Source organism: Pseudomonas fjordensis, from assembly GCF_976987115.1.
The window spans coordinates 1484291-1508777 of sequence record NZ_OZ336860.1 but is presented as its reverse complement, the minus strand read 5'-3'; the positions used below and the strand labels follow the sequence as shown (position 1 = coordinate 1508777).

At 59.1% G+C, this 24487-nt stretch carries 33 protein-coding genes; all 33 read right to left on the bottom strand.

Annotated features, from left to right (window positions below; translation table 11 throughout):
• Positions 1–44: 44 nt before the first annotated feature.
• The 33 genes from ACWHXD_RS06865 to ACWHXD_RS06705 all read right to left on the bottom strand — a co-directional run bounded on the left by ACWHXD_RS06865 (position 45) and on the right by ACWHXD_RS06705 (position 24055).
• Complete coding sequence (locus ACWHXD_RS06865) at positions 45–257, bottom strand: hypothetical protein (protein WP_078802601.1); 213 nt, start codon at positions 255–257, stop codon at positions 45–47.
• Complete coding sequence (locus ACWHXD_RS06860; protein ID WP_098949388.1) at positions 250–606, bottom strand: hypothetical protein; 357 nt, start codon at positions 604–606, stop codon at positions 250–252. The genes ACWHXD_RS06865 and ACWHXD_RS06860 overlap by 8 nt, the downstream gene beginning before the upstream one ends.
• Positions 603–1598: a pyocin knob domain-containing protein gene (locus ACWHXD_RS06855; protein WP_098949389.1), complete on the bottom strand. Its 996-nt coding sequence runs from the start codon at positions 1596–1598 to the stop codon at positions 603–605. The genes ACWHXD_RS06860 and ACWHXD_RS06855 overlap by 4 nt, the downstream gene beginning before the upstream one ends.
• 66 nt (positions 1599–1664) lie before the next feature.
• Entirely contained in the window at positions 1665–2375 is a 711-nt protein-coding gene (locus ACWHXD_RS06850; RefSeq protein WP_138183484.1) for a hypothetical protein, read from the bottom strand.
• Positions 2375–2644 (bottom strand): hypothetical protein, encoded by a 270-nt coding sequence (locus tag ACWHXD_RS06845; protein ID WP_138183485.1) that lies wholly within the window; start codon positions 2642–2644, stop codon positions 2375–2377. The genes ACWHXD_RS06850 and ACWHXD_RS06845 overlap by 1 nt, the downstream gene beginning before the upstream one ends.
• A 28-nt stretch (positions 2645–2672) precedes the next feature.
• Complete coding sequence (locus ACWHXD_RS06840; protein WP_138761415.1) at positions 2673–6497, bottom strand: TipJ family phage tail tip protein; 3825 nt, start codon at positions 6495–6497, stop codon at positions 2673–2675.
• A gap of 59 nt (positions 6498–6556) precedes the next feature.
• Positions 6557–7216 carry a tail assembly protein gene (locus tag ACWHXD_RS06835; RefSeq protein WP_238344534.1) on the bottom strand — a complete coding sequence of 220 codons (660 nt, stop codon included), beginning with the start codon at positions 7214–7216 and terminating at the stop codon, positions 6557–6559.
• Positions 7213–7842: a tail assembly protein gene (locus tag ACWHXD_RS06830; protein WP_098949391.1), complete on the bottom strand. Its 630-nt coding sequence runs from the start codon at positions 7840–7842 to the stop codon at positions 7213–7215. Before ACWHXD_RS06830 ends, ACWHXD_RS06835 begins: the two co-directional genes overlap by 4 nt.
• Before the next feature lie 33 nt (positions 7843–7875).
• Positions 7876–8649, bottom strand: coding sequence for a C40 family peptidase (locus tag ACWHXD_RS06825; protein ID WP_032893274.1), 774 nt, complete (start codon positions 8647–8649; stop codon positions 7876–7878).
• Positions 8650–8651: 2 nt separating this feature from the next.
• Positions 8652–9335, bottom strand: coding sequence for a phage minor tail protein L (locus ACWHXD_RS06820; protein WP_032893275.1), 684 nt, complete (start codon positions 9333–9335; stop codon positions 8652–8654).
• A gap of 218 nt (positions 9336–9553) precedes the next feature.
• The gene (locus ACWHXD_RS06815) at positions 9554–9892 is read right to left on the bottom strand and encodes a phage tail protein (RefSeq protein ID WP_138761414.1); all 339 of its coding nucleotides are present in this window, start codon (positions 9890–9892) and stop codon (positions 9554–9556) included.
• A gap of 28 nt (positions 9893–9920) precedes the next feature.
• Entirely contained in the window at positions 9921–11144 is a 1224-nt protein-coding gene (locus ACWHXD_RS06810; RefSeq protein ID WP_138761413.1) for a phage tail tape measure C-terminal domain-containing protein, read from the bottom strand.
• Between the two features lie 62 nt (positions 11145–11206).
• Entirely contained in the window at positions 11207–11461 is a 255-nt protein-coding gene (locus ACWHXD_RS06805) for a hypothetical protein (RefSeq protein WP_078802591.1), read from the bottom strand.
• Positions 11462–11490: 29 nt separating this feature from the next.
• Positions 11491–11841, bottom strand: a complete 351-nt coding sequence (locus ACWHXD_RS06800) for a phage tail assembly chaperone family protein, TAC (protein WP_032893278.1) — start codon at positions 11839–11841, stop codon at positions 11491–11493.
• 8 nt (positions 11842–11849) lie between these two features.
• Positions 11850–12341, bottom strand: a complete 492-nt coding sequence (locus tag ACWHXD_RS06795; protein ID WP_032893279.1) for a phage tail tube protein — start codon at positions 12339–12341, stop codon at positions 11850–11852.
• A gap of 92 nt (positions 12342–12433) precedes the next feature.
• Positions 12434–12631, bottom strand: coding sequence for a hypothetical protein (locus ACWHXD_RS06790; RefSeq protein WP_236466640.1), 198 nt, complete (start codon positions 12629–12631; stop codon positions 12434–12436).
• A gap of 45 nt (positions 12632–12676) precedes the next feature.
• Positions 12677–13687 (bottom strand): contractile injection system protein, VgrG/Pvc8 family, encoded by a 1011-nt coding sequence (locus ACWHXD_RS06785; protein WP_032893281.1) that lies wholly within the window; start codon positions 13685–13687, stop codon positions 12677–12679.
• Between the two features lie 9 nt (positions 13688–13696).
• A complete protein-coding gene (locus ACWHXD_RS06780; protein WP_032893283.1) occupies positions 13697–13909 on the bottom strand; it encodes a tail protein X in 213 nt (70 codons plus the stop codon).
• On the bottom strand, positions 13902–14285 hold the full coding sequence (locus tag ACWHXD_RS06775) for a phage tail protein (protein WP_032893284.1): 384 nt from the start codon (positions 14283–14285) through the stop codon (positions 13902–13904). Before ACWHXD_RS06775 ends, ACWHXD_RS06780 begins: the two co-directional genes overlap by 8 nt.
• A complete protein-coding gene (locus ACWHXD_RS06770; RefSeq protein WP_032893285.1) occupies positions 14285–16114 on the bottom strand; it encodes a glycine zipper domain-containing protein in 1830 nt (609 codons plus the stop codon). The genes ACWHXD_RS06775 and ACWHXD_RS06770 overlap by 1 nt, the downstream gene beginning before the upstream one ends.
• A 127-nt stretch (positions 16115–16241) precedes the next feature.
• Positions 16242–16814 (bottom strand): phage tail assembly protein, encoded by a 573-nt coding sequence (locus ACWHXD_RS06765; protein WP_032893287.1) that lies wholly within the window; start codon positions 16812–16814, stop codon positions 16242–16244.
• 181 nt (positions 16815–16995) lie between these two features.
• Complete coding sequence (locus ACWHXD_RS06760; RefSeq protein ID WP_032893288.1) at positions 16996–17502, bottom strand: phage major tail tube protein; 507 nt, start codon at positions 17500–17502, stop codon at positions 16996–16998.
• Positions 17502–18668: a phage tail sheath protein gene (locus ACWHXD_RS06755; RefSeq protein WP_014717166.1), complete on the bottom strand. Its 1167-nt coding sequence runs from the start codon at positions 18666–18668 to the stop codon at positions 17502–17504. The genes ACWHXD_RS06760 and ACWHXD_RS06755 overlap by 1 nt, the downstream gene beginning before the upstream one ends.
• Before the next feature lie 2 nt (positions 18669–18670).
• Positions 18671–18844 carry a hypothetical protein gene (locus ACWHXD_RS06750; RefSeq protein WP_003189022.1) on the bottom strand — a complete coding sequence of 58 codons (174 nt, stop codon included), beginning with the start codon at positions 18842–18844 and terminating at the stop codon, positions 18671–18673.
• A gap of 87 nt (positions 18845–18931) precedes the next feature.
• The gene (locus ACWHXD_RS06745; protein ID WP_032893291.1) at positions 18932–19234 is read right to left on the bottom strand and encodes a hypothetical protein; all 303 of its coding nucleotides are present in this window, start codon (positions 19232–19234) and stop codon (positions 18932–18934) included.
• Between the two features lie 2 nt (positions 19235–19236).
• Positions 19237–20019, bottom strand: coding sequence for a phage tail protein (locus ACWHXD_RS06740; RefSeq protein ID WP_138761412.1), 783 nt, complete (start codon positions 20017–20019; stop codon positions 19237–19239).
• 47 nt (positions 20020–20066) lie between these two features.
• Entirely contained in the window at positions 20067–20597 is a 531-nt protein-coding gene (locus ACWHXD_RS06735; protein ID WP_073453118.1) for a phage tail protein, read from the bottom strand.
• Positions 20594–21232 carry a phage tail protein I gene (locus ACWHXD_RS06730; RefSeq protein ID WP_138761411.1) on the bottom strand — a complete coding sequence of 213 codons (639 nt, stop codon included), beginning with the start codon at positions 21230–21232 and terminating at the stop codon, positions 20594–20596. The genes ACWHXD_RS06735 and ACWHXD_RS06730 overlap by 4 nt, the downstream gene beginning before the upstream one ends.
• Complete coding sequence (locus ACWHXD_RS06725; RefSeq protein WP_138761410.1) at positions 21229–22224, bottom strand: baseplate J/gp47 family protein; 996 nt, start codon at positions 22222–22224, stop codon at positions 21229–21231. The genes ACWHXD_RS06730 and ACWHXD_RS06725 overlap by 4 nt, the downstream gene beginning before the upstream one ends.
• A complete protein-coding gene (locus tag ACWHXD_RS06720; RefSeq protein WP_138761409.1) occupies positions 22221–22553 on the bottom strand; it encodes a phage baseplate protein in 333 nt (110 codons plus the stop codon). The genes ACWHXD_RS06725 and ACWHXD_RS06720 overlap by 4 nt, the downstream gene beginning before the upstream one ends.
• A 9-nt stretch (positions 22554–22562) precedes the next feature.
• Positions 22563–23174 (bottom strand): phage baseplate assembly protein V, encoded by a 612-nt coding sequence (locus tag ACWHXD_RS06715; protein WP_032893296.1) that lies wholly within the window; start codon positions 23172–23174, stop codon positions 22563–22565.
• Positions 23175–23177: 3 nt separating this feature from the next.
• Positions 23178–23693: a hypothetical protein gene (locus ACWHXD_RS06710; RefSeq protein ID WP_032893297.1), complete on the bottom strand. Its 516-nt coding sequence runs from the start codon at positions 23691–23693 to the stop codon at positions 23178–23180.
• A gap of 23 nt (positions 23694–23716) precedes the next feature.
• The gene (locus ACWHXD_RS06705; RefSeq protein ID WP_003189007.1) at positions 23717–24055 is read right to left on the bottom strand and encodes a phage holin family protein; all 339 of its coding nucleotides are present in this window, start codon (positions 24053–24055) and stop codon (positions 23717–23719) included.
• Positions 24056–24487: the final 432 nt, after the last annotated feature.

Below are 24487 nucleotides of genomic sequence, written 5' to 3'. Positions count from 1 at the left end.
TAAAAGACCCGTTAAAAAGCGGGTACGGGATGTCTGTGCATTTTTCAGGGCAGGCGTTTTTCAGCAAGCCTGTAGATCGTGGCGCGTGCCGCATTGCGAGCGGCTTTGATATCCGCAGGCATCGGGGTGCCTTCCTCCATCTGCGCAAACGCATACCAGTCACTGTCCCTGAGGTAGCCATGGGCCTGATCAAGGGCGAGATCCTCCTCCAGCTCCTGGGCGCTCTTTATTTTTTGCAATTGGCTGACATCAATCATGGATCACCTCTTCCTGGGAGGGTGCTGAACGTTCTTCAGTTATTGCAGAGGTGGGTATTTCAACTGGCCCATTGGAGCTCACCTCAATGATCGTAGGCTCAACCGGGTTGCGCAGTGACGGCGGATCATCCCACTTGACCGGCAATTTAAGCGTCAGTGTCAGCTCGCCGTCGATACGTACGACGGCATCGACAAAGCAGTCACTTCCCATTGCACTGGCCAGAATGCGATAACCGTCCGGGATGACCGAAAGATCAAAAGCCCGACCATTAACCGTGATCACTTCATCGCGCACAGAGACCTTCAGCGGCTCATCCGTCAAAAAGGGAAACAGTTTGATCCTGATCATTTCCAGGCTCCCCATACAGTCACGGCGTTTTGGAAACTTTGAGCTGTCGAGCCATTTCTAATGATGATGTCCACCGCACTGGTTCCATTGACATAGCAGTTCACCGCACCGAAATGTTCATAAGTCATTTGTGGCTGCGGATTCACGTAAACACTGCCACTTCCCAAAACGATTGCCACGGGCAACGAAACCGTCACCACCGTCGGCTGATTCGGTGGCAGAACCGCACTGACCGCGCTGACGCCCTGAACGCAGATTTGGCCGTTGATGTACTTGCTGATGTTCCAGCCACCGACCACCGTTTTACTCATCAACCCGATTCCGGATGCCGGGTCGCCCTCGGCGTTGGCACCGGTGTACAGACGCGCCCATGGCGTCCACGTGCCGTTGGCATTGACTCGCCTGAACGCGGTGTTCGTGGTGTCGGGGTTGACCCACTCCTGAGTGGAGTACACAGCCGACAAATATTTGTGCGACAAAAAGCCATAGCTGTTGGGGCCATTGGGACCGGGAATATTGTTGCCGTAGTACTCTCCGGTGGCCGCCACTGCGTCCGCACTGGTGGTGAGTATCTTGACCACACCGCCTACGCCAAAATCACCCGCCTTGATAACCTGCGTCCAGGCTTTGCCCGCAGCGGCTCCTTGCAAAAACTGACGTTCCCAAGTCACGTTCTCTAAAAGGCTATAGGCAATTTGCCGCACATATCCCCCCGATCCCGAGAGCACCTGAATGATGAATACGTAAGGGTATGGCAGGGAGACACCACCATTGCCGAACATGAACAGCCCATTTATCACGGGTAGGCCATCGGCGCTGTCGGTGGGTTGCATAGCGAAGGGAACATTCCCTCCCCAACCACTGGCTTTTGCCAGTGCATCGCCTTTATACAACTCGTTGGTCATTGCATTGATTTTGATCATGGCGCTGCGCGGTGTATCACCGCCCACACCGCTGGGGCGCGTACCGAGATCAATTTCTTGTCGAGACATCCTTAACCTCCAAATTGAAAATCCATTTCAACCTCAGCAAGTTCCTTATCTTATTATCACTTGCAGTCATATCCCGCTCACATCGACTACGAGGTAGCTGTAGGCTTCAGCTCGATAATTGAACTCTTTCACCTGATGCTGCTTGGTATACCCATAGTAATAATAATATTTGACCTTAAAATTTATTTTACCTGGACCATGAGTGAAGAAGTTAGTGCTCGCATATTCATTAATCCTGAAGTTTCCACCACCACCCGTAAATTGCGTGGTACGCCAACTTCGCCCACATCGACCTCCAAACACAACTGCATATTTCTTGCCTGTCTCATAATTATGATCGCCGACCACCGCCTCAAAATTATCCGTCCCTACCAATACGTCTCTTACAATTAACTGAGGCGTCGTCGCGTCATACACCAACTCGCCATGGTCATTGAATATCTGCATGCCAAAGGCTCCTCCCGCAGACACGCCCGGCCGGAAACGATAAACGTCCAGGTTGACGATCGTTGAACCATCCGTGACGTAACGCTGGATGTAACCGCCTCCACTGCGCGATACATTCGCCAAGCACACTGAGTGAGCTTCATTCTGAGCGCGTACAGCCACAATTTCCTCGGCATCCGGTATCCAGACATCCAAGTACTGCCCCCATGCTGGGTTACTGCTGGCGGCGGTACTCACCTGAGTTGTCTTACTCACAAAACCATAGGTTTTAAAGTTTTGGTCGAGTAGCACACTACGGTCATCGTTTAGAACTTGAAAACCAATAGCCATCATGAAATACCGTAAGTAATAATCCCTGGATTGACACAGGCACTCCACATCAACGTGTTCTGCGAAATACTGCATTGGGGCCCATCAGTGACATTGATGCCGGCCTCAAGTGTGACCATATACCAAGGGCGACCTTGAGCGAATGCATCAACCACCAATGACCCTGCTCCCGTTCCGCTACTTATTCTGCCAATTACCCGGGCAAGCCGACTGTTTACATCGACCAGTACTTCGCCCTGCGCGTTGAACGCTTGAAATCCTGCTGCCATACCCTCTCTCCTGTTGGTGGATGGGTGACTAACCCCAGATCCCGAATCGAACACGCAACACTTGGTTAGCATCAAATACTTGAACCAACTGATTGCTGATGGTCATCCGACCACCGCCCCCCACGCCGTTAAGTTCCAACCCACCAGCCTTATCAAGTTTCCAACCACTGACACCCGGCTGATAATCATTGGACTGAATAACCTGACCAATTTTGGCGTTAGTGATCGTGCCGTTCTGAATGAATGCACTATCGATAAATGTTTCAGCACCTCTAACCGCGAACGGTGTCGAAGGTTTACCCGGCGTATTTTCGTTATAAATCGCAAACTGATCCGCCGAAATCAGAAACTGACTTTGCAACCCACCTGGACCATTCTCGATACCCAACCCAATACCGGCGAACTTGTACCCTCCGCCTGCGGCAACCTGCATCCGCACTGACCAATTCGCCGCCAACTTCCCATTGGTATCCGCAATCGCCGAGGCATTGGTCTGGATACTCACTGACTGTTGGTTAACTTTGGTCTGCACCGTCTCAATACTTTGGGCCAGCGTTTTGTCCGCTGTGGCCAAGGTCGTCAGTCGCGTATCAATCGACGCCGAGTTGTTATTGACCTTTGCATCCAGCTGCGTAACCCGCTGGGCAAGGGCCTCATCCCGGGAAGCTGAAGCGCTGTCTACGTTGGTGATACTGGCCTGGTTCTGACTGACCCTTGCATCCAGCCGCGTAACCCGCTGGGCAAGGGCCTCATCCCGGGAAGCAGAAGCGCTGTCTACGTTGGTAATACTGGCCTGGTTCTGACTGACCCTCACCTCCAACGCATCGGTCTTCATCGCCTGAGCAATATCACCCTCGACAATCGCTGACATCACCGACCAGGTGCCAGCCATGGAAACGTCATCACCCGCGAATGAGGTTTGCTCATCACCTGCCATCTTCGGGTTGACCTGGGCATACACCCCGTCGGTTTTCTGGGCAGTGCTGGTGACCTTGCCGTCCACCGTCTCGATCGCCGTTTTGTTCTGCTGGATCTGCAACGCCAATGCATTGCTGGTTTGCACAAGGGAGCCAATGTCCAGCCAATAAGCCGCGTTAGGCGGTGGGCTGTTAGCCGGTACTGCCTGGATAGCTTGGTAAAGATGATTCTCCTGGCGTACAAACTCGCCACTGGCATATGCCCTGGCCGCGTCGTACAGCAACGCATCCGTGACTTGATCAACCAGTGCTTGCAGTTCTTTACGGGTATTGTCCAATCGGTCGTTGACCGAACCCGCGCCCGATCCATCAATCAGCTCGATACGGTCGAGCAAGTGCTTACCCAGTTCCGTCTCGCTGATTTGCCCGGCGATCAGATCCAGGATCGGAGATGCATCCGAACTCGCTTGCCCGTTGACGCCCGATCCGTTTGGAAACCAAGGCCCGATATTCCCCGTACGATCCACCAGCCGCGCCCAGAAAAACAACGACGCCCCCGCCGCCAGCCCCATCATGGTCAAATCGGTCTGCGGGAACGCGTAATCCCCGAGCTTGGTCGCTTGCGCCAAGTCGGAGGTCTTCCCGTACCAGATTTCCGTACGCTGCAAATCCGCCGTGCTCACTCCCTGCGGAATCAGCCATTTCACCTTGATCGCAAACACCAACGACTCCGTCGTCAGCGCTGCCACGGTCGGCGGCAATGTGGTCTTGCCGTTAAGTACAGTTTCTACAGACTCGCTATACAGGGAGCCGATATCCAGCGCGTTGATCGCCCGTACCTTGGCCACATAACGCCCGGCATAAATGCCGGACACTTCGATAGAACTGCCGCCCGTGCGGCCAGCGTAGATCCATTCACCGTCGTTCTTGCGCCAGTAAGCCTCATAGGCAATGGCATTGACCGCTCGCTGCCATTCGATGGTCATGACATTGACCGCGCTACCCTGCTCGACGAAATGGTCATTGCTGACACTCACGCCGGTCGGGGCCGCTTGTACGCTCGGTGGGATTACGGTGATCGGTGGGCTGTCGATTTTGGCGCCGTTGTCGATGGCGGCAAATTTGCTCGGTACGTGCTTGACCGCGCTGAGGCTGTATTTGATTTCGTTATCCGAGAAGTCTTCGGAGATCGACAGGACGCGGAACTGTTGCAAAGCCAGGGTCGCGGAGTCGATGGCCCAGATCGATTGAGCCGGCGGCATGTCGTCGAGCTTGGTTTGCAGCGTAACCAACTGCTCATCCGCGCCTGAGGCACTGACGGATTTGACCTCTCGGGACACAGCCTTGCCGTTGGGCATCACCAAGGTGATGGTGTCGCCGGCAGTGGCGGTGACTTCAGCGTCCAGGGTCAGGGTGTCGAGGGTGGCGGCACGCAGGCGCCCGCCAATGCGGCGGCCGGCGCGGTCGTTGTCGGCCACGCGGATGATCTGGCCGGGCCGCGCCAGGGTGCCGTCGAGGCCGACCGCGAAGGTCACGCTTTCGGTTTCCAGGCGGTTGGTCAGCAATGCCCATTTGCCGATGCGCTGGGCTTGCGCCTGGGAGGTGCAGCCGGTGGCGCTGATTTCGGTTTGCTGGATGCCATAGCGCGCGATACCCTCGGCGTCGTCGACGTATTGCACCTTCTGGCGATAGAAGTCCGTCGGGTCGTTCCAACTGACCAGGGCAACGGTGTAGCGGGTCTTTTTCGCCGAACCGCCGTAGATGAACTGGCCACCGATCACGTTGGCGTTGGAGTAGGTGTACACCGGGTCTTCCGGCATATCCGCCACGGCCATCACGGAACCGGCCCCCCAATAGGCCATGCCCCGGAAGGTGGTCGCCAGGTCTTGCAGTACCTTCAGTGCATCGGCACGTACCGACAGATACAGGTTGCAGGTGAAGCGCGGTTCGGTGCCGCCCTTGCCGTCGGACACCGGCTGGTCGCAGTACTGGCCGATGCGGTAAAGCTCCCACTTATCCACTTGGCCGGCGTTGAGCAGGTGGCCCAGGCCATAGCGTTGGTGCAATAGCAGGTCGTAGTAGATCCACGCCGGGTTGTCGGTCCAGGCCGATTTGAACGTACCGTCCCATACACCGCTGTAGGTGCGGGTTTGCGGGTCGTAGTTATTTGGCACCTTGATGATGCGCCCGCGCAGTTCGAAGGAACGCGAGGGGATCGACTGAAATTGCGCGGCATCGAATTGCAGGCCGATCAGCGCCGAGCCCGGGTAGCGCAGCTTGGCGTCAATCACCTCGGTGGACGATTCCACGGTGGTGGTATCGGCAATCGCGCCACTGGTGGAGTTCGGCGTGATACGGCGCACGCGCAAGGTCCAGCCGACTTTCGCGGGTGGCAAGTCGACACGGTGGGAACGTTCGTACTTGGTGGTGGTTTTGCCACTGAACGCGGCGGCCAGCACCTCTGTAAATGCGCCGCCGTCGGTGGACAGGTCAATGGCGTACTGCACGGTATAACCGTTGGTGTCGCCGTTGCTGGTGTTGGTCTGCGACAGCCGCGTCACGGCCAGGCGAACCCGTACCGCCGACAGTTGCAGGTTGGAATAGGACTTGGTCCAGGGCTGATCGCTGCGCAGCTCGATCGACACCGGGCTTTCGTTTTCCACTGCCGGGAAGCCAGGGATATGTGACTGGTCCTGGCTGCCATTGCGGGTGTCGAGGGTCACGCCACTGAAGTTGAGGCTGCCATCGGCGTTGGCCAGCGGGGTCTCGTCGAGAAACACCGAGCGCTTATCGTTTTTCAAACCGACAATCTCGCCTTCGCTGACGAGATCGAGGATACGGGCATAGGCCGTACTTTGCAGGCTGTCTGGCGCCTCCACGGAGGGACGGGGCTTGGACGCGCCGCCTTTGCTGCCAGCGAGAGTGAAGTCAGTCATGGCTTTCCTTCAGGCGAAATAAAGCCCGCACTCGGCGGGCTGGTTGAAGAGCAGGAACGTTAGAGTTGATCCTGGGTGTAGATCCCGGCGCTGATCACGGAGCTGCCCACGATCAGTTGGCCGTAAAGCAGGCCTACCGGGTTGCCCTGGGCACTGGTGTTGACCGGTCCGTTGAAGCTGTAGCTGGCGCGGTTATTGGGGCCATCTTGTGCCGCCAGCCCCTTGGGTACAGGTGACAACATCTGCATCACGCCTCCCATTACCATGGAGGCGCCCATCATGATCATGCCTGAACCAAACGGTGCGCCGGCACCAAAGGTACCGCCTGTGATAATCGCGCCAACGACAATCAGCACCGCGCCGACAATGGTCTGCAGGGCGCCCGCGCGCTTGCTGCCGATCAGCACTGGCGCCAGGCGGATGTCGTCATTGCCGACCGGGGCACCGAGGCGCTCCTGGGGAATGTTTTCCTTGCCCGTGAACACCGAATAGGTCAGCCCGTTGTCTTTGGACTCCATCAGGAAACGTTCAAAGCCAGGCAGGAGGATGCTCAGGGCATGTATGGCCTCTGAAACGCTACTGACTGCCAATCGATGCACTCTGCCAAAGCGCGCACCCAGCACGCCATACAGGCGAACCGTGCGCACCTTTTCGGCAGCAGTTTGTTGTATGGCTGGCACACACGTTTGGGAATTGGGAGTCACCGCAATCTTCCTCATAGTTGGTCCTGTGCATAAATGCCCGCGCTGATTACCGCGCTGCCTACCGTCAACTGACCATAAAGCAGACCCACCGGGCTGCCTTGAATACTGGTATTGACCGGCCCATTGAAGCTGTAACTCGCACGGTTTTCCGGACGGTCCATGGTGCCCAGGCCCTTGGCCATCGGCGACATCAACTGCGCGACGCCCCCCATGGCCATGGAAATCCCCATGCTCGCGGCAAAGGTCCAGCCAGTGGTGGATGAAGCACCGATCAAGGCAGAGGAACTCCCCGAGGCCAGACCGCCTGAGAAGTACGACGCCGCCACAATCAGCGCAACGCCAATAATGGTTTGCATCGACCCTGCGCGCTTACTGCCCACCAGTACCGGTGCGATACGGATATCCGCAGCGCCTGGAGGTGCCTTGAGGCGATCCTGGCCAATGTTGTCCCGGCCCAGGAAGATCGAATACGTCACGCCCCGGTCCTTGGATTCCATCAGGAAGCGCTCGAACCCCGGCACCAGAATGCACAGCGCATGGATCGCTTCCGAGGCGTTGCTCACCGCCAGTCGATGCACGCGCCCGAAGCTCGCGCCGAGGCTGCCGTAGAGGCGCACCGTCCTGACTTTTTCATGATGCATGGCATCCTCCCGGCGAATGATCCGCCGATGTGGTTAATGTTTGGCCCGCAGGCCGTGTCGCCAATAGCTCACTGTCACCTCACCCCAGTAGCCGCCGTAGGTGTCGCGCTTGCTGTCGCGACCATACAGGTGGTGCAGGATCGAACCTGGCGCCGGGTAATGTTCGGGTTCGCTTTGCAGCACGCCGTCGGCCAGGTAGATCGCAGCATGGTTGGGCACTGGCGAGCGGATCTGCATCAGTACGATATCGCCCTGTTGCAGTTGGCTGACCTGCACGAAGCCAGCGGCCGGCAGGTTGTCCAGGTAGAGGTTGCCGCCCTTGTCCCACCAACCGTCTTCACGCTGATAGTCACCCAGCTCGATGCCCAGCTCGCGGCGGTAGTAGTCAAGGATAATGCTCAGGCAGTCATGCACGCCGTGGGCGAAGGCGCGACCGATCAGGGGCGCCTGGTAGCCGTTTGGCGTGCAACTGGCCCATTCACCGGTGCGCACCTGCCCGTCGTCGTCGGTGCGTACTTCAACGATGTGCCAAGGCAACCCGGAGGCTTCGCACGCCACGCGGTCTGCTTCACTGGGTGTCGCCGGGCAATCCGGATGGCTGTGCACTACAGCGAGGATTTCGCCGCGTTCTTCCGCGGCGGCATAGTCCTCGGGCGCCAGCCGAAAGTGTTCGCTGGGTGTGCTCGCCGTATTTCGACAAGGCACATACACACGCTTGCGCCCTTCACGAATCAGCAAGCCGCAACACTCATGGGGATACGCGGCCACGGCGTGCCGGGCAATCACCGCCAGGTTGGTCTTGTTCATGCTCAACTCCGCAACAGGCCCGCCGCTGGAAATGAACCGTAGGGCAGTGGGTTGTTCTCGCCGAAACGCAGCTTGCAGCTAGTCAGCCGCCCACCGCATTTATCCTTGGCAGCGTCGGTGACGATCACGTCATTGGCATCCGCCACCGGCCCGCCGTTGTAGCCGCAATAAGGGCCGCGGTAACCGCCGCAACTGAGCCACCAACACACGTTGGCGACGATCTGTCGACGTGGCAGTTGCACGCCGTTGAAGTCCAGCGCACTGGCCAGTTCAAACTTCACCGTCTCGCTGCTTTCCGCGACTTTGCGCTCGACGTACCAGATGTCCGGCGGCAGTTCCTCTTCAGGGTCGGCTTCGGGTTGGCCGTCGAGGTACTTGCCCAAGGTGCGATGGCGGATCAGCCGCGCGCCTACCAGATCTTCGAAATACAGCACCAGCGCCGTGATGAAACCGCCGACGTTACCTACGGCCAGCGTCGGCGTCGGTTGGGTACCCTGCCCCGACATTTCAAAGCCTTCGGCCTGGATCGGCCAGGGTGAATATTCGTGGCCCTGCCAGAAGATCGATGATTCCTGGGGGTAACCGTGAAACCGGTACAGCTCGGCGCCCAGGGGAGTGGCATCGAGCTCGAAAAGCTCCACCCAGGCCCCGGGCTCCAGGGTCTGGATATCTGCGGTGATGGACATATGATTCTCCGGGCAAAGAAAACCCCGCACTGTGGCGTAATGCCGTTCAGTTAAGGCTTTTTGTAGGAGCGAGCTTGCTCGCGAAAAACTCACAGGCGCCGCGTTCAATCAGGAAACACGCGTTATCGTTAACGTTTTTCGCGAGCAAGCTCGCTCCTACAGAGGCGATATACGCTTAACTGAACGGCATTACGCACTGTGGCGGGGTGGAGGCGGCGCTAGGGGTGGAAGGCTTGCTCGAACGTCGCCGTCAGGGAGTAGAGCCCGGCGCCCATGGGCGTTGGCTGGTAACCCTTGCAGCGATACAACGCAGCTCCTGCCAGTGGTGCGGTCCAACTGAACGCTTTGGCGCCAGCATGGCGATCAAGGAAAGCAACGATCGCTTTGATGCGCGCTTCGTCACCCACGAACGTCAGTGGCCAGGATTGGGTTTTGTTGTTGGTCCCGTCCGCGGCCGTTTGCTGGTAGCCATCGCCGAACTTGGCCGTCTTCAGGCGAAACTCGACGCTGCCGACGGGCTCCACCTTGGGCACCCATGTGAAAGTTTCTGTGCTCATGTTTTCTCCAGGCGTAAGCCGTTGATGATCAGCGGCCGTTGATGGCCGACCAGATTTGCCCGCCCGGCTTGAGGTCGCGTGCGATCTGCTCGGCGGCGCCCTGGCGGGCTGAGCCGGCGTAGGCGCGGGCGACGTTCTGGGCGTTGGTGTCGGTGCCTGAGCCTTGGCCGTCGGCAACGTTGATGGTTTGCTGGATCACCACTTGGTTGCTGCTGGTGTTGCCTGCTTGGCTGCCGCCCAGTGCGCGCACGCCCAGGGAGCCGTCGGAACCACGGCTCAGAGGCATGATGGCTTCGGGGCCGGCTTCGCCGAAGAGGGCCATTGGGGCCAAAGTTGGGCCTGTGGCGACGGAGTTGGTGAAGGTGCCGCCATTGGCAAAGGCTTGAACACCGTAGTTCCAAGCGCTCCCTTTCGCGTTGTAATGAATCCCCGCCGTGTTGAGCTGAGGGTTAAAGGTGTAGCTGTTAGCACCTACACTGGTGGTTGTCGGAGTCGGCGTGCTGCTGCCCAACCAGGCACTCACCGCCGAACTGGCCAGCCCGAACAACGAACTCAGCGCACTGGATGCCGCGGTCTTGGCCGCCATCGTGGCCATGTCCTTGAGCACTGACGTGGCAAAATCCGAAAAATTGAATTTGCCCGTGGTGGCGAACGTCAGCACCGCCTGGTCCATTTTCTCGAAAGCACTGGTAAACACTGCCTTCGATTGTTCGGCTGCCGTGCCTGCCTTATTCGAATACTCATCGAACGCACTGTTCGCACCCTGGCGCCAGTCATCAAGCAACTGCGTCATTTCGGCGAAGTTGCTCTTTACCTGCCGGGTCTTTGCGTCGTCCAGAAATGCCATCGCCGCGTCGTCACCCGAAGGCGTCGGTACAGCCTCTGCGTACGGCCCACCCACTGGAAACTTCAGCCCGGCCCGCTCGGTGTAACTGGACTGCGCATCCAACGCGCCAAAAAAATCATTCTGCGCCCCCTGGCTCTGCTTGAGCACTTGCACCAGTTGCGCATTTTTCTGGATAAATTTTTCCGCCGCATCCGTGGCCGGATCATAGGCCCGTTGAAAGCCCTTGAACTGGCCGGATGTAACCTGTAGCGCCGCTGCGGCAGAGGCGCTGACCTTTTTACCGGCGTCCTCGATCTTCTGCTGCATCTCGCGCATGCTGTTTTCGGTAATCCGTGACGCCTTCGCCAGGGCCTGCTCCAGGCTGCCGAGGTTGAGCGTCAGATTACCCTGGGTAGCAGTTGCCATAGGTTTCTCCGGGTCATGGATAAAACCCGTCGAAACGGGTTTCAAAGAAAGTGGCGTCGTCCTTAACGCCACTCGTTCATCGCACGTTCGAGCGACACACCCCGGCGCAGCTCATGGGGCATGAAGTCAATCATCTCGGCCGTGCCGCCGCCCAGCCGGTGGGTCTGCAGCGCTATCAACGCGCTGCCCGCCTCCAGCCGCCTACCGGCGTGCAGGGAGCCATATCGGTCGATATAGCGTCCCCAGGCCAGGGCTTCGTGGTAGGTCATGCGTTCCTTGGCTTCGGCGATCGTGCGGCCGCCGACTCCGTTCAGCACCAGTTCGTGCCAGAACTCATCGGCGACCGTCAGTTCTTTGCGCCGCCACCCTGGGTGCCATTGACCTCATTGACTGCATTGAGCATCACAAACCCCAATGACGGCTCAAGGCCGAAGGCATCGTCATAACTCAGGGCTTCATCACCCTCGGCACCCAACGACACTGAGGCGGCGAGGTAGCTGGCGTTACGGCTCTGTGCCGATTCGCCCTGACTGAACAGACGCTCGATTACGCCGAAGGACTGGCGGCGAATGTGCAACGTGAACGTGTCAGTCACTTCCTTGCCAGTTTTGCTGTCCAGGTGCGTCCAGCTGATTTCCTTCTTCACCAGTTGGCCATCGACGATGCCGCCCTTGGCTTTCAGTTGTTTGAGGTTCATGGCGTCTCTCAGGCTTTCTTGATCCAGGCGCTGGCGCCGGTACGTTGGATGGTGACGGTGGTGGTCACGACCGCGTTCAGTGCGAAGTTGAACGGGAAGTCCGACACGTAGCCGTCAAAGGTGAACCAGGTGCGCGTCGCCGGCAGTTCAAAGCCATCGCCTTTAGCGTTGACGGTCGGCAGTACATCCTTGCCGTCGGACCAGCCCACGGCCCACTTCACGCCGGTATCGCCCTTGGCTTCCGACAGCTGGTGCAGGCGGATGTGGCTGGCATTGGTGGGGTCGGCGTTCAGGCCCAGGCTCGCTGTGCCAGGGGTGCGCAAACCTTTCTTGTAGCTGCGCTCTTCGGCATTGAGGCTGGTGTCTTCAATCTGCTCGGCCGGCGCGCCGCCCGGTTCGAACGAAGTGGCGTGCTCGACTTCCAGCACGGTATAGGGCCCGGTGCCGGAGACCGGCGGAACGAGGGCGAAAATCTGGGTACCTTGGGTAAGAATCGACATCGAGTGTTCTCCATGAACAATAAAAAACCCGCGAAGGCGGGTTGTGGGGTGCAACGGCTATGGTGCTGCGTACAAGGCAGGTCGAGACGGGATCAGGGCGCCGGTTTGCCGTCCAGGTAAGGCGGTGCATTCGGGTCCGGTTCTCGGCTCTTGATCACGTCGACCAACGCCTGGTTGCTCTGGGCCAACAGCCGAATGGCGGCATTGAGCGCCACCTGGCCATCGGTCTGGGTTTGCAGGGCGGCGATCAAACGGTTGATCGCGGCCAATTCTTCGTCATTCATAGGCATCCTGGTTCCTGTAGCGAGTCAGTGGTGAACGTGCAGCGGTGGTGATCACGACGCCAAGCCACCGGCCAGGATCGAACTGCGATATCCCGTCGCAGGGTCCCCAACGTGGGTCACCTTGGTGATCGACCAGCGCCCCTGCATGTACACAGGCCAGGTGTCATCCAGCACCAGCAACCCTTCGGCCGCCAGCAACGGGTTGCCTGGGCAATCAATCTGTAACTTCAAGCCTTCACGGCCCACGCGGCGCAGTTCGCCTTCGGCCACGGCGCGGGCTTCGGCTTCGTTCTGGCAGGGCTGGCGCAAGGTCTTGAACGGGGCGATCCCGACCTGGACCACCCGCTGCTTGCCGGCGGCGGCGTCCCACCAGCTGACGCGGCTGCCCATGTATTTGGAGCGTGATTTTTCATCAAGTTTGGCGGTGATAAAGGCCTGCTCTCCCGGGCGGTTGTCGCGTGTCACGGATAACTTCACTTCGGGCAATAGCTGGCCGGTGAGTGATTTGGCCTGCCCCGCTTCGGCCAGCACATAAAGCTCGTTGAACGGCTTGGTGACCGCGTTGTAACGCTTGGCCAGGCGGGTGATGAAGGCCATGTCGCTTTCGTTTGACTGATCGATATGCTCAATCGCAATACCGTCCAACGTCGGTGCCACACGCGGTGAAAAACCATGACGGCTGACCAGTTGGCGAAACAAGGCGCCCAAGGTGGTCGGCCCATGGCTGGCGGAACGGCGCTGGCGGTAGCCGCTTTTATCCACCACGCTGAAGGGCGCGGCGGTGGCGACGATCATCAGGCGCATCGGAAACAGCACCGGGGTTCGCTGGGTGACCACAAACTCGCCTTTTTCCACCAGCCCCGTTTCCTGATAGCCGACGCGCAGGCCGATCTTGCCACTGAGGCTGGGCAAGCCTTCCAACCCTTCGATATTAAGGGTCAGTTCCAGTCGATCGGTCTCGATGCCTGCAGCGTCGGTGTGGCTCCAGTGCATCAGGCGTTGATTGAGCAGCGCCGCGTTGGCGCCGTAGAACTCCACGATCGGCGTAAATTCCTGTGCCATGCAGCCTCCTCAATCCCAGGCCAGAACGGGCCGCATGGCGGCCGGTCGTGCTTGTATCTCAGGCACGATCACCCAGACACCGGCTGGCAGTACCGGGCCGTATTCGCCGAGTTCGGGGTTCAAGCGCCAAAGGGTTTCTTCGGCGGCGTCATCGCAACGGCCCAACTCGCGGTAGAGCAACAGGTTGACCGAGTCACCGGCAATACTTCGCACTCTACGCATTGACGAATTCCTCCAGCTCAAGGGTCCAATTCATGACCATGGCGGTGCCGTCATCGATCACATTGCTTTGGGCTTCCACTACCGAATTGATACGCCACAGGCCCCAGTTGCGGCCGATGCCATCCACCAGCGGCAAAGGCGCTCGCGCATTTTGCAGAGCGCGCAATTGGTCCAGGCGCTGCATGCCGATAGCGCGCATGGCTGTACCGCTGAACGTGAGTTTTTCCAGCTTCTGGCCGTTCTGCCGCGACTGGGGTTTGCTGGCGATAATCGCCAGGTCGCTCCAGCCACCATCGCTGTTGCGGGTCAGTGTTGAATAGGCGAACCCTCGGGATAAACCAAAAATAAAGTCGCCCAGTACCATTTGTTGTCGCATCAATCACCTCCTGGATCGGCCAATGCCGCGTTGCGTCGAATGCCCAGGGAATCGGTGACCATCGGCACGCATTGGAACTGCAGGGCCTGGATCACTTGATTGACCACTTGCTGGGCATCCGCCGGGTTAACGCCGGTAATCTGGATACTCGGTGAGAGCGTGACCTGGACATTGTCGGTACGGGCACTGTTGAGTTCCTTGCTCAGCGCGTTGGGCGCAGGTAGGCGATCATTTGCGCCAAACACCTTGTCACCCAGCCAGCTGCCCGCCTCGCTGCCCAGCAGGCCACCGATGGCGCCGCCGATTGCGGTGCCGACACCGGGGAAAACCAGGGTACCGAGCGCGGCACCGGCGGACGCTCCAGCCCAGGCGCCACCGGCGCTGCTCAGGCCAGTCCCGACCGCCTTGGCATCCCCGTTGCGTACGCCCTGAATCACATCAAAAGCAGTGTCGGCGTACCTCATCGGGCCAAGGCGGCGAGCACCGGCCACTCCCAATTTGCTCACTGTTTCCAGCGGGTTGGAAGGCATCTTCAGCGGGCCAGGCAAAGCCTCACGACTGAAATGGAGAGTATGGGGCGCAGCAGCAGTTACCCGGCCTTCGGAAGGCAAGGGGATAAGCTTGCGCTCTACTGCCTCGATCAACCCAGGGCCTCTGCTCGCTGTCGACTGGCCTGAAGACCTGCTCTTGCTTGGACGGTTCGCCACGACCGCACGCGGTTGCAACCTTTGAGCCGTCCGCCCCGCATCGAAGCCTAAGAACGGCGCAGGTAACAATGCCTTTGCATCACGTTCGAGGCTGGTTAGCAGCCTCGAAAATACACCGCCTTTTTTGCTGGCAGGCGATCGTTTGGTCGAGGCTGTCTTGGGCACTAGCGGCTGTTTTTGCTGCCTGATCTGCGCGCGCTGAGTGTTTTGAACGCTCTGCTTTTTTTGCGACTTCGACTGACGAGGGCTCTTTTTCCCGCGCGAGCCCTGCGAGCGCGAACGAGGACTTTCGATGGGGTGCTGAGTGGCCGTCGCACAACAGCACGATTTATCTTTCGCAGAACCGCCATCCTTGAACAGCTTGCCAACACCGGGAAGCTTACCCAGCGTCGCATCAACCACGTTGCCAGCAACGCGGGTTTTTATCGTGTCTCCCACACTTGAAAAAAAGCTGGAAAACACCGGCGTAATGGCTCCAGCCGTTTTAATCGCGCCAGCCAGAGCCGGTGAATCTTTAGCCACGTCACTGGCGCTGTCCATCAGGCCCGCCTTGGCTTTCAGCCAAAGCGCTTCGCCCAATACCGGCGTGGCATCCAGGGTCGTAGAGAAACGTTTGCCGCTTTCGCTGGACTCCTCGCGCAGCACCTTGATCGACTTTTCCGACGTTGCGGTTTTATCAAACTTCAGTTGGCTGCCTGAATGCTGCAGCGCACTTGCCAGGTCGATTATTTGCGCGGTGCCCAGCGTCATGGCCTCGCGGGTATGGCGCAAATTCTCTGAGGTAGTCGAGGCGGATTCAGACACCCTCTTCGATTCTGCCTGCTCACCCAGCTTGGGTGAACGCACCTCAATGGCCCTCAGCGACGACAGCGCCGTGTCGAGAGAATCCACACCCTCACGCAATGAGCCGAGCGACAGTGCGAGCTCATCAAGTTTGAGCGTTGCGTTGGTGAGTGCGGCAACGGTTCCGGACAAGTCAGCCAAATCTGTTGACGGGGTAGAGCTGCCAACCGACAACGCGCCAGGGCTAAGGATATCGGCGTCACGTGCGCCGCCTGTACTGCCGAACGCATCCCGGCCATTCCTGGCGACGGCATAGGCGAGCGAATAATTGTCCTGCATCCCGCTTACTCCTGTTTGACGCCAAGGCGAGTGATCGCGATGTCGTAGCGGCGCAATGCTTTTCCGGCGTCCCAGTCGAGGATCTCCGCCTCATTGACCGAGTAGATCAGCGGCACCACATCGAGGATTACTTCGATGTCGCGCTGCGAAAGAAGGCCGCCGGTTGATTTAAAAAATCGTCGATACGCTCCTGCAGTTCCGTCCAGTCGGGCACGGTCAAACCGGCCAGGTCGGGGATCATCAGGCCGGTGCAATGGGCCGTGATGAACTCGGCGCGCTCTTTGTTGGTGGCGAGTTTCTTCATCACCTTGGTAGCGCGCAGGGCGGGCATTTCCAGGGGCAGTTCGGTGAAGGTTCGGCCAGCGGCTTCCAAGGGCAAGAGCAGAGGGACGGGTTGGTCGTGGGGCGTCACGTCTTGTGCCTTCAGGAAGAACGACGCTGGCCGGGTCGACATTTCGTGTACGTACTGAGCAATGCTCACGTAGTCCGGGCGCTTGAGTTGGTCGAGCTCTTTTTCCGACAGGCCGGTGGCGAGTTTGGCCAGTTCAAAAAACTGATCGTCCTCGTCGTCACCGGCCCGGGCCAGCGCGTCTTTTTGCGCGGCGTAGAACAACGGTTTGAGCTGAACCTGCTGGATCGTCGCACCGGTATCGGCGGTGATCGGGGACAGCAGGATGTGCAACGGAGGCATCCAGGCCATGGGGCAATTCCTTGTTGAGCGGTGTTGAAAAGTGCAAAAAATCTAAACCTGAGCACGGCCCCTGTGGGAGCTGGCTTGCCTGCGATGGCATCCACTCGATACTCCAGGGATACCGAGTCGCCTGTATCGCAGGCAAGCCAGCTCCCACCTTGACCGTGCTCGCTTCAGATTGCGCCGACCCTTAAGGCATCAGCACGGCCCGGCGGGCATCGCCCAGAATGTCGACGCCGTTGAGCACGAACTTCTGAGTGCGTACGTCGATGTCGATCACCGAAACGCCGTTTTCCAGACGGTTGTAAGTGCGGCAGGACAGCTCCAGCGTGGTGGTGGCCTTGTCGCCCATTTTCAGCTTCGCCTCCTCCAGGGATTTGAGCTTGCCGCCCACGGTGTGGTAGGTGAAGTAGGTCTTGCCGTCCTGGTCCTGGCCGGCTTCACGCACGTTCAGCAAAATGTCGTCGCCCATGCGCACGCCCAGGGCCAGCATGATTTCCGGGCCGGCACCTTGCAGCACCAGCTTGGCATTGAGCACCTTGCCGCTCTTGGCCATTTCCTCGGCAATAAAGCGCCCGCCGGACATGGCTTCCATGTCGAACTCGATCTTCGGCGGGGTGAACTCTTCCACCGTTGCGGACAACGGCAGGCCTTGAAGGGTGGCCGCAATGGCCTGTCTGACTCGGTTGGTAAACATTAGAGAACGTCCTCCAGGAACTGCTCGATGATTTCATCGCGGGCGTTGAGTTGATAAACCATGTGTTCGTTCGGCGCGTAGCGGCCGTAGTCGATGACGATGAACCAGGTGCCGTTCTTGTACTTCTCTACGCTGTTCAGCTCCGGGTGCAGGTACACGCTGCCGCCGGGAATGGTTTCGTCGGCCACCAGGGTTTGCAGCCAGTCGTTGATGCGCTTGACCTCTTGGTCCATGAAGGACTTGGTGAGGTTCTTGGCCATGGCTTTCTGGCCGGCCTTGACCAGCTTGCGGCTGATGGCATCTTCCAGGCCAACGTAGCTGATGAACTTACCGGTGATGGAGCGGTTACCCAGCAACGAGAAACCGCCGAGGATGGTGCGGGCGTAATAGCTCACGCCGTAGCGGTTGAGCAGGTCGCCTTCGGTGGAGGTGTCGAGGATGTTGTACTCGACCACGCGGGAAACGTCCTCGGCGAAGGTCACCTGGTTACCCGGGCTTTCCCACTGCTTGACCTTGGCCAGTGCGGCGATGGCCAGCGAGGATGGCGACAGGAACACATTCTTCTTCGCGGCCTTGGAGTACACCGACGGCATGTTGTGTACCAGCAGGCAACGGTCGAAGCCCAGGTCGGCACCGCCCAGCTCGCCGCTGTAGGTCACTTGGTCGGCAACGGAAGCGTCTTTGCCATCGAGCACCACACGGGCCTTGATGCGTTTGCCGAACGAGGCGAACTCACCGGCCACAGCCTTGGTGCCGGTAAAGCCTGGAGCGCCGATGATGGTCAGGTCTTCTGGCACGCTGCTCAGGGCCGCCAGGCCCAGTTTGCGACCGGTGACCGGGTCGTTGCCGCCGATCACATTGTTGATCGTGTCGGCCGGGGTAGCGCCTTCTTCGACGATGACCACATAGACCGGCACCTTGACCACTTTGAGGATCTGGTACACCGCCTGGAACAGGGTGCCCGACTCGGTGCCGGTAGGGTCCAGCAGCGCCTGGGCGGTGAAGCTGTTGATGCGAAACGGCGCGTTTTTCGGGATCGACGCATGGGCATTCGGTGCAGTGCCGACCAGGCCGATGACGTTATCGCCAAGGCCACCCATGGCCTCGGGGGATTCAGTGGCATTCACAGTGATGCCGTTGTGCTCGAAGTTCAGGACTTCTGCCATGGTTATTCAGCCTTCTTGGGGGTGGAGTTGAGGACGCTGGTCAGTTCCAGGCGGCCAGCGGTGCGCAGGGCGGATGCTTCGACGTCGAGCAGTTCCAGCTCCTCGCCGGCGGTGGACCAATGGCCGTTGCCGATGGGGAATGGGATGAGGACGGTGTAGGTTTGGCGGGTGGGCATGGGTGGAAATCTCCGGGTGGAAAATGCAAAAGCCCCTGCGGGGAGGGGCTTTGGGGAGGCGAAAAAAAACCGCTTTCGCGGTGGGGGTCAGTTGCGATCAGGCAAGGGGTAAAGCGCCTTGATTTCGGCGACTTTGTCACGCCAGGCCTTTTCTTTTTCTGGAGTTTCGTCGTATTGCCATTCCAGAAACAATGGATCAGCTTCAGTTACGTACAACGTACGACGCGCAGAGATAACGCTCTCCAACTTGGCATTGCTTTCCGCCTGCATGACGAGTTCATCTGCGCGAACCTCGTCAAATCCCAATGCCACCAATGTTGGGCGGTCCGCAGGAACATTGATCAGCGTCTCTCCGGAGGGAAGCAGTAGTGTTTTGATATATCCAACCATCTTCATACCCCTTTTGCTGTGTAACGCAGATCGTTATCCAACGTATAAGCCAAGCGGCTTTCCGGATAAATTTCTCCAAGTTCGGTGGCGGTTATCGCAAACGGTTTCACCTTCCAGCAAATTTCATATTCAGGGGTCACTGCTTGGCTCAATTCCACTTCAGCATCTGAGCGACTGTACTTCACAGGCTCCTCAAAGCTCTTGGTGACGATATACGTCAGCCCGCCACGCAAATAGCAGCCAGATTCCTGCGGGGACGAGACCAATGTGCCTGGTATCTGGTTAAGCCAGATGGGCTTCAAGCCAGTGACCGGACGGACGTACGACCACATCCCGAATTGAGCACGACGGACGGTCTCTCGGTAGGTTTGAGAGATACGCTTGATAGTCAAAAAATTAGCGTCCCCATTCCATGGGATCCCACAGCCCTCCATTTGCAGATTTAGACCGGCGACATGTGGCTCAAAATTGTTGTTGAATGGATTGAGGCCTGCGTCCAAGCCATAGTTTCTGGAAATTATGATCTCCGACATACCTCTCTCGTTACCTGGCATACGCCACCAGACAGGATAAAAAATATTGGTAGAAAGTCCCGTAAGATCAATTGTTTGTGTATAAGAGGCACGGCCATTAATATCCTTAGCCTGCACACTATTACGCCAAGCAGTAAACTGATTCGAAGCGGCCTCTACCCGCGCATCAATCTTCCCAATTTGGTTGGTAACCGTCTCCGTAAGCTTATTACATGCATCCACAACTTTCGTGATAGTCGTTTCAAGTCCCATCATCAACTCCCTGTCAGTTAATCTTTCCCGCACTTTTGTCAGTGCTACTACTTCGCTTCGAGCTGCATAACCCGAAACATCAAATCAACGTGGCGGGACATATTGCCAACCGAAGCCGCCGCCATAATCGCGATCTCCTCCGCCAACAACAGATTCAAGTTCTCACTCCCCACCACAATCGTCACGCTATCCGCCGGCAACGGCGAAACATCCAGCGTAAACTTCTGCAGCACCCGCGCCGCCGCCGCTTTATACGTCAGCAACTTCCCCGCCACGGAATACACCGCCAGCAAGGTGCCGCTGGCGAGGTAAAACCCGAACTCGCCAATCTCATACTCGCCGTCGCCGTCAAACAGCGCGGCCATCCTGAGTTGGCGTTCGCCCAGGTCTTCGTAATCGACGATGGCCACCCGTTGACGCTCGTCACGCAAGGCCACTTCCGTGCCGTCGGGGTTGTAGCGGCCGGTGCCGGCGCCGATGTGGGTGATTTCGCCTTTGAGGCCCTGGTTCTTTGCCTGTAGCACTTCATCCAAACCTTTGGAGGTGAAGCGCACCAGGCGCGTGATTTCATCTGTCATGGCTGCGCCCTGAGGTCGTAATCGTTAATGGTGTAGTGCTGGGCAACCCCGGCACTGTTGAGCCGGGCTACCAGCGCCAATTCCGGCAACGCGCCGTTCAGGTAGAACTCGCCGTCGCTTAAAGGCGCGTCGAGCACTTGCGTGAGCGCGAGTTGGCCTTCGGTTTCATGCACGATGGTGATCGTCGCCTGATCGCGCTCACTTTTTGCCGCGTTGATGCGACGGATCAGCCGGTTGTGGTCGCCGCTGGACCAACTGCGCCCGATGATCGCCTGCACGTCGAAGGTGTAAGGCACGCCGAGCGGATGTTGCTGGTACCAGGCGCTGATATTGGGCGTGAAGCCCAATGATTCCACCGCGTGGCTCAGCGCCTTGGGCGTACCTGCCTGGCGCTGGATCTGCCAGGACAAAGCCACGGTCAGGCGTTTTTCCGCTTCGCTGGCCTCGGCATCCCATTCGCTGACGCCGCGGTCGGCGGCCAGGTAAGGTAGGAATTCGCTAGGGGTATAGAGCGGGTTCATCAGCGCCGGAAACGGCGGGGTGACGCGCTCAAGCAATCTGCCGAAACCCAGGTCCAGGGCCTTTTCCAGCGGCGAGCTGTTGGCCGGCAGCAAACTTGCGTTGGGTTCACTCATAGTGTGCGCACCTCCACCTCGACGCCCGTGCAGTACGGGGCCTGGAACGCGGTACTGACAATCGGCGCCAGCGGTTCGAGGATGTGCAGTTGCGCAGCGCCAGCACTGTGGATGGCGTAGTCGATCCAGCTGGGGTCCACCCGCCCTTCCAGGCGGTGGCAGGACTCTGCGTAGTCTTGCAGCAGTTTCTGCGCCGCCACTTGGGTCAGCCCCGAGTCCGGGCCGGCGTTGATCTTGGCCACCACGCGAATTTTATAAGGTTGAATCTGTGCGCCTTGAACGCTGACTAGATCGGTTTCGGGCCGTACATCCGGCCGTGCAAAATGTCGACGTACACCGTCAAGCAAGTCGGCAGATGGCGTGCCGTCACCTTCCCTGGAAAGCACAGTGACCATGACTTCACCCGGTGCGGTGCGTCGGGCGTTGCCGTCCTTGATCTGGGCCGCATAGCCGTCCGGGTCGAAGGTGTAGGTCACCGTGACCACACCGGGCGTCGCACTTTGCACTTTCACCGCTGGGCGCTCGCCCAAGGTGAACACTTCGCGGCGATACTGCATGCGCGAGCCCGCCGCTGGGGCGTGGGGTGCCAGGTAGTAGCGCAGGCGGGCGTCGTCGTCGCTTTCCAAGGTGGGCGGCACCGGCGGAAACGCGGCCGGGTCGCCTGGGTCGAGTACTTGGCGTTCCAGGCCCATGTCGGCCAGGCGTGCGTCCAGGTTGCTGCCGGTGGCCCACCACGCCAGCATCTGCTTGATGCGGGCGTTGTATTTGCGCTCGTGGGTTTGCAGGCGCACGCAAAAGGCTTCCAGGGCCAGGGTCAGCAGTTCGCTTTCGTTGTCGAGGCTGACCTGGAGTTTGGCCGCGCTTTGCGGCGCGCGGGTGGCAACATAGTCGATGACAAACGCTTTGAATTCGGCCAGCAACGGTTCGAACTCATCGACCTTAATGATGGCCGGTTCCGCCAGTTGGTTCTGGCCGGGGATCAGCATGCTCATGTCACGACCTCGAAGGATTGATGGCGGTTTTTCCAGGTGCCGGCAAACCGCAGCAGCAGGCCGGCGCCTTGGCGGGTGGCGACGATGACCTGCGGGTCGAAGTCGCCGATGCCGTTGTGGGTGTTGTAGAAGGCTTGCGCGGCGTGGCTCTGGGCGAGGATCAACAGGTCGTCACCGAGGTTTTGGCCGAGCAATTGCGGGATCAGCGAGCCGTACAACGGGCGCTTCTGGCGAGTGCCCACAGGGGTGGTCAGCGCTCGGGTGGCGCGCTGCACAAATTGCAGCCAGTCGTCGACGGCCGCCCCGGTGTTCCTATCGATTCCGAGCATGGGGTGTCCTTATCGGGGGCTGATGACGCGTCCTTGATGGTCCACCACCGGGCCGCTGAAGTGCGCGCCGCCGGCATCCAGCAACAGGCTGGTGCCACCGACTTGCAGGGTGATGCCCTGGGCGCTGAGGGTCAGGCTGGCGGCGCCGACTTTGACGTCAACCTGTTCGCGGGAACCGCTGAAGGTGGTCGGGCCGTTGACCCAGTTGAAGGTATGGCTGGCGTCGTCGTAGTCGCTTTGGGTGCCGTCTTGATGTCGGCGCCGGGTCAGCGTCGCAACGCTGGAGACTGGCGGGAAGCGATCACTGTTAAGGCCGAACAGGGCCACGGATTGCACACCGCCCTCCCCCCCGCCGTAGTTGAGCAGCAGGCATTGCTCACCCACGGTGGGGATGCGGGTTTCGGTTTGTGCACCGGCACTGGGGTTGAAAAAACGGATCGCCGGGGTGAGAAGGTCACCGTGGCTGACCTTGCAGGTATTGCTGGCCGCATCGACCTGCTGGCAAATACCGATCCGGCAGAAGCTCTCGGCGCGGCGGTAGAGGTCCTCGAGCTGGGACTCCATCTCGGCCAGGCGTTCGACGATCGGTCCCAATTGCATGCGTAACAGCGCGTCGAACATGGGCTACTCCGCCAGTGGCTTGTATTGGGCCGGGTCGTCGATGTTGGAGACGTCCCAGGTGCAGGCAAATAGCGGTTGGCCTGTGGGATCGTCGAGTAACGTCGGCCCCAGATAGAGGGTTTGCGTGAAGGAAACCGTCCAGGTGTCGTAGTCCGTTTGCACAGACGTGCGCACAGCGGGCGCAGCGACGATATTCGCCGGCAAATCGCACTGTGCCTGGGGCAGGTTCCAACGGTTATCCAGCACCAGGTCCATGAGTTGGCTGGCCAGGTCGCAGGCGTCGAACGGCAATGCACCGGGGGCGACCATGGCCCTGAGTGAAATGGCCAGAACGTGGGCCTTGCGCCCCTCGCGAGAGCGAATGCCCGGGCCATTGCCTTCGACCGTAACCATTACGCCGGTTTGTTCAGCATCGCCTTGAAAGTCCTGGTGACTGCCGACCTTGATGTCCGGGAAGGCCGCATGCAGCACCGCGCCGATGGCCTGGGGCAGTTGGGATGGCTTTTCGATAAACGTCATTTTAAGTCGCGTCCTTGCAACGATTAGTGCGGGTCCTGGCCGGAGCCTTGGTTGATCCCGATGCGCTTGGCCGCCCATCGCTCATAAAGGCCGATGGCCACGTCGGCACCGGCCATGGCGGTCAGGCAACCAATGGCGCCGGCGGTCCAGATCGACATGCCGGCGGCGTAGCACAGCATCAAGGCCGACACCCCGCAGACCATGCACGCCCCGGAACGCAGGGCCAATCGGCGGATCAGCGACCAGCCACGTGCGCCCTCTTTATCGGCGCGCCACATTTCACCTGAGACCCCGCCGATCACCGCCAATACGATCACCAGCCAGATAGGCATTTCCGCTAACGCTTGCTGTTCATTTGTCATGTCACGCCTCCTGGCTGAGCAATAAATAGTCCGTATTTCATTTACAAATGCTTGGGTAGGTAGGCATTCCAAAAAGCCCGGTCGCCCGGGCTTTTCAGTAATGCTGTCCTCGGACTTTCGGCGCTACTGGCGCGGTACGGTCCTTTCCTCGATGTTTTTCCGACCACGATCCCTGTCTGCCGGATAACTGCTTCTGGTGCTTTACGCTGCACACCCGGGTCAGTTGCCAACCCTCTGAACCGTTAAGGCCGGTTCATCGCTGCCTGTTGTTGAAGCGTTAAAACTAAAGAGCGTCGGCATCCTTGCCGGTGTTGCCTGGCATCCCTGCCATCGCTTCGATGGCGTCCTTGCCGATGTTGCGTGCCTTCCTTGTCTTCCTTGGCAGCATCCTTGCCGCCTCCACCAAGCCTTGTTGGCTGGCTTGAGATGAAG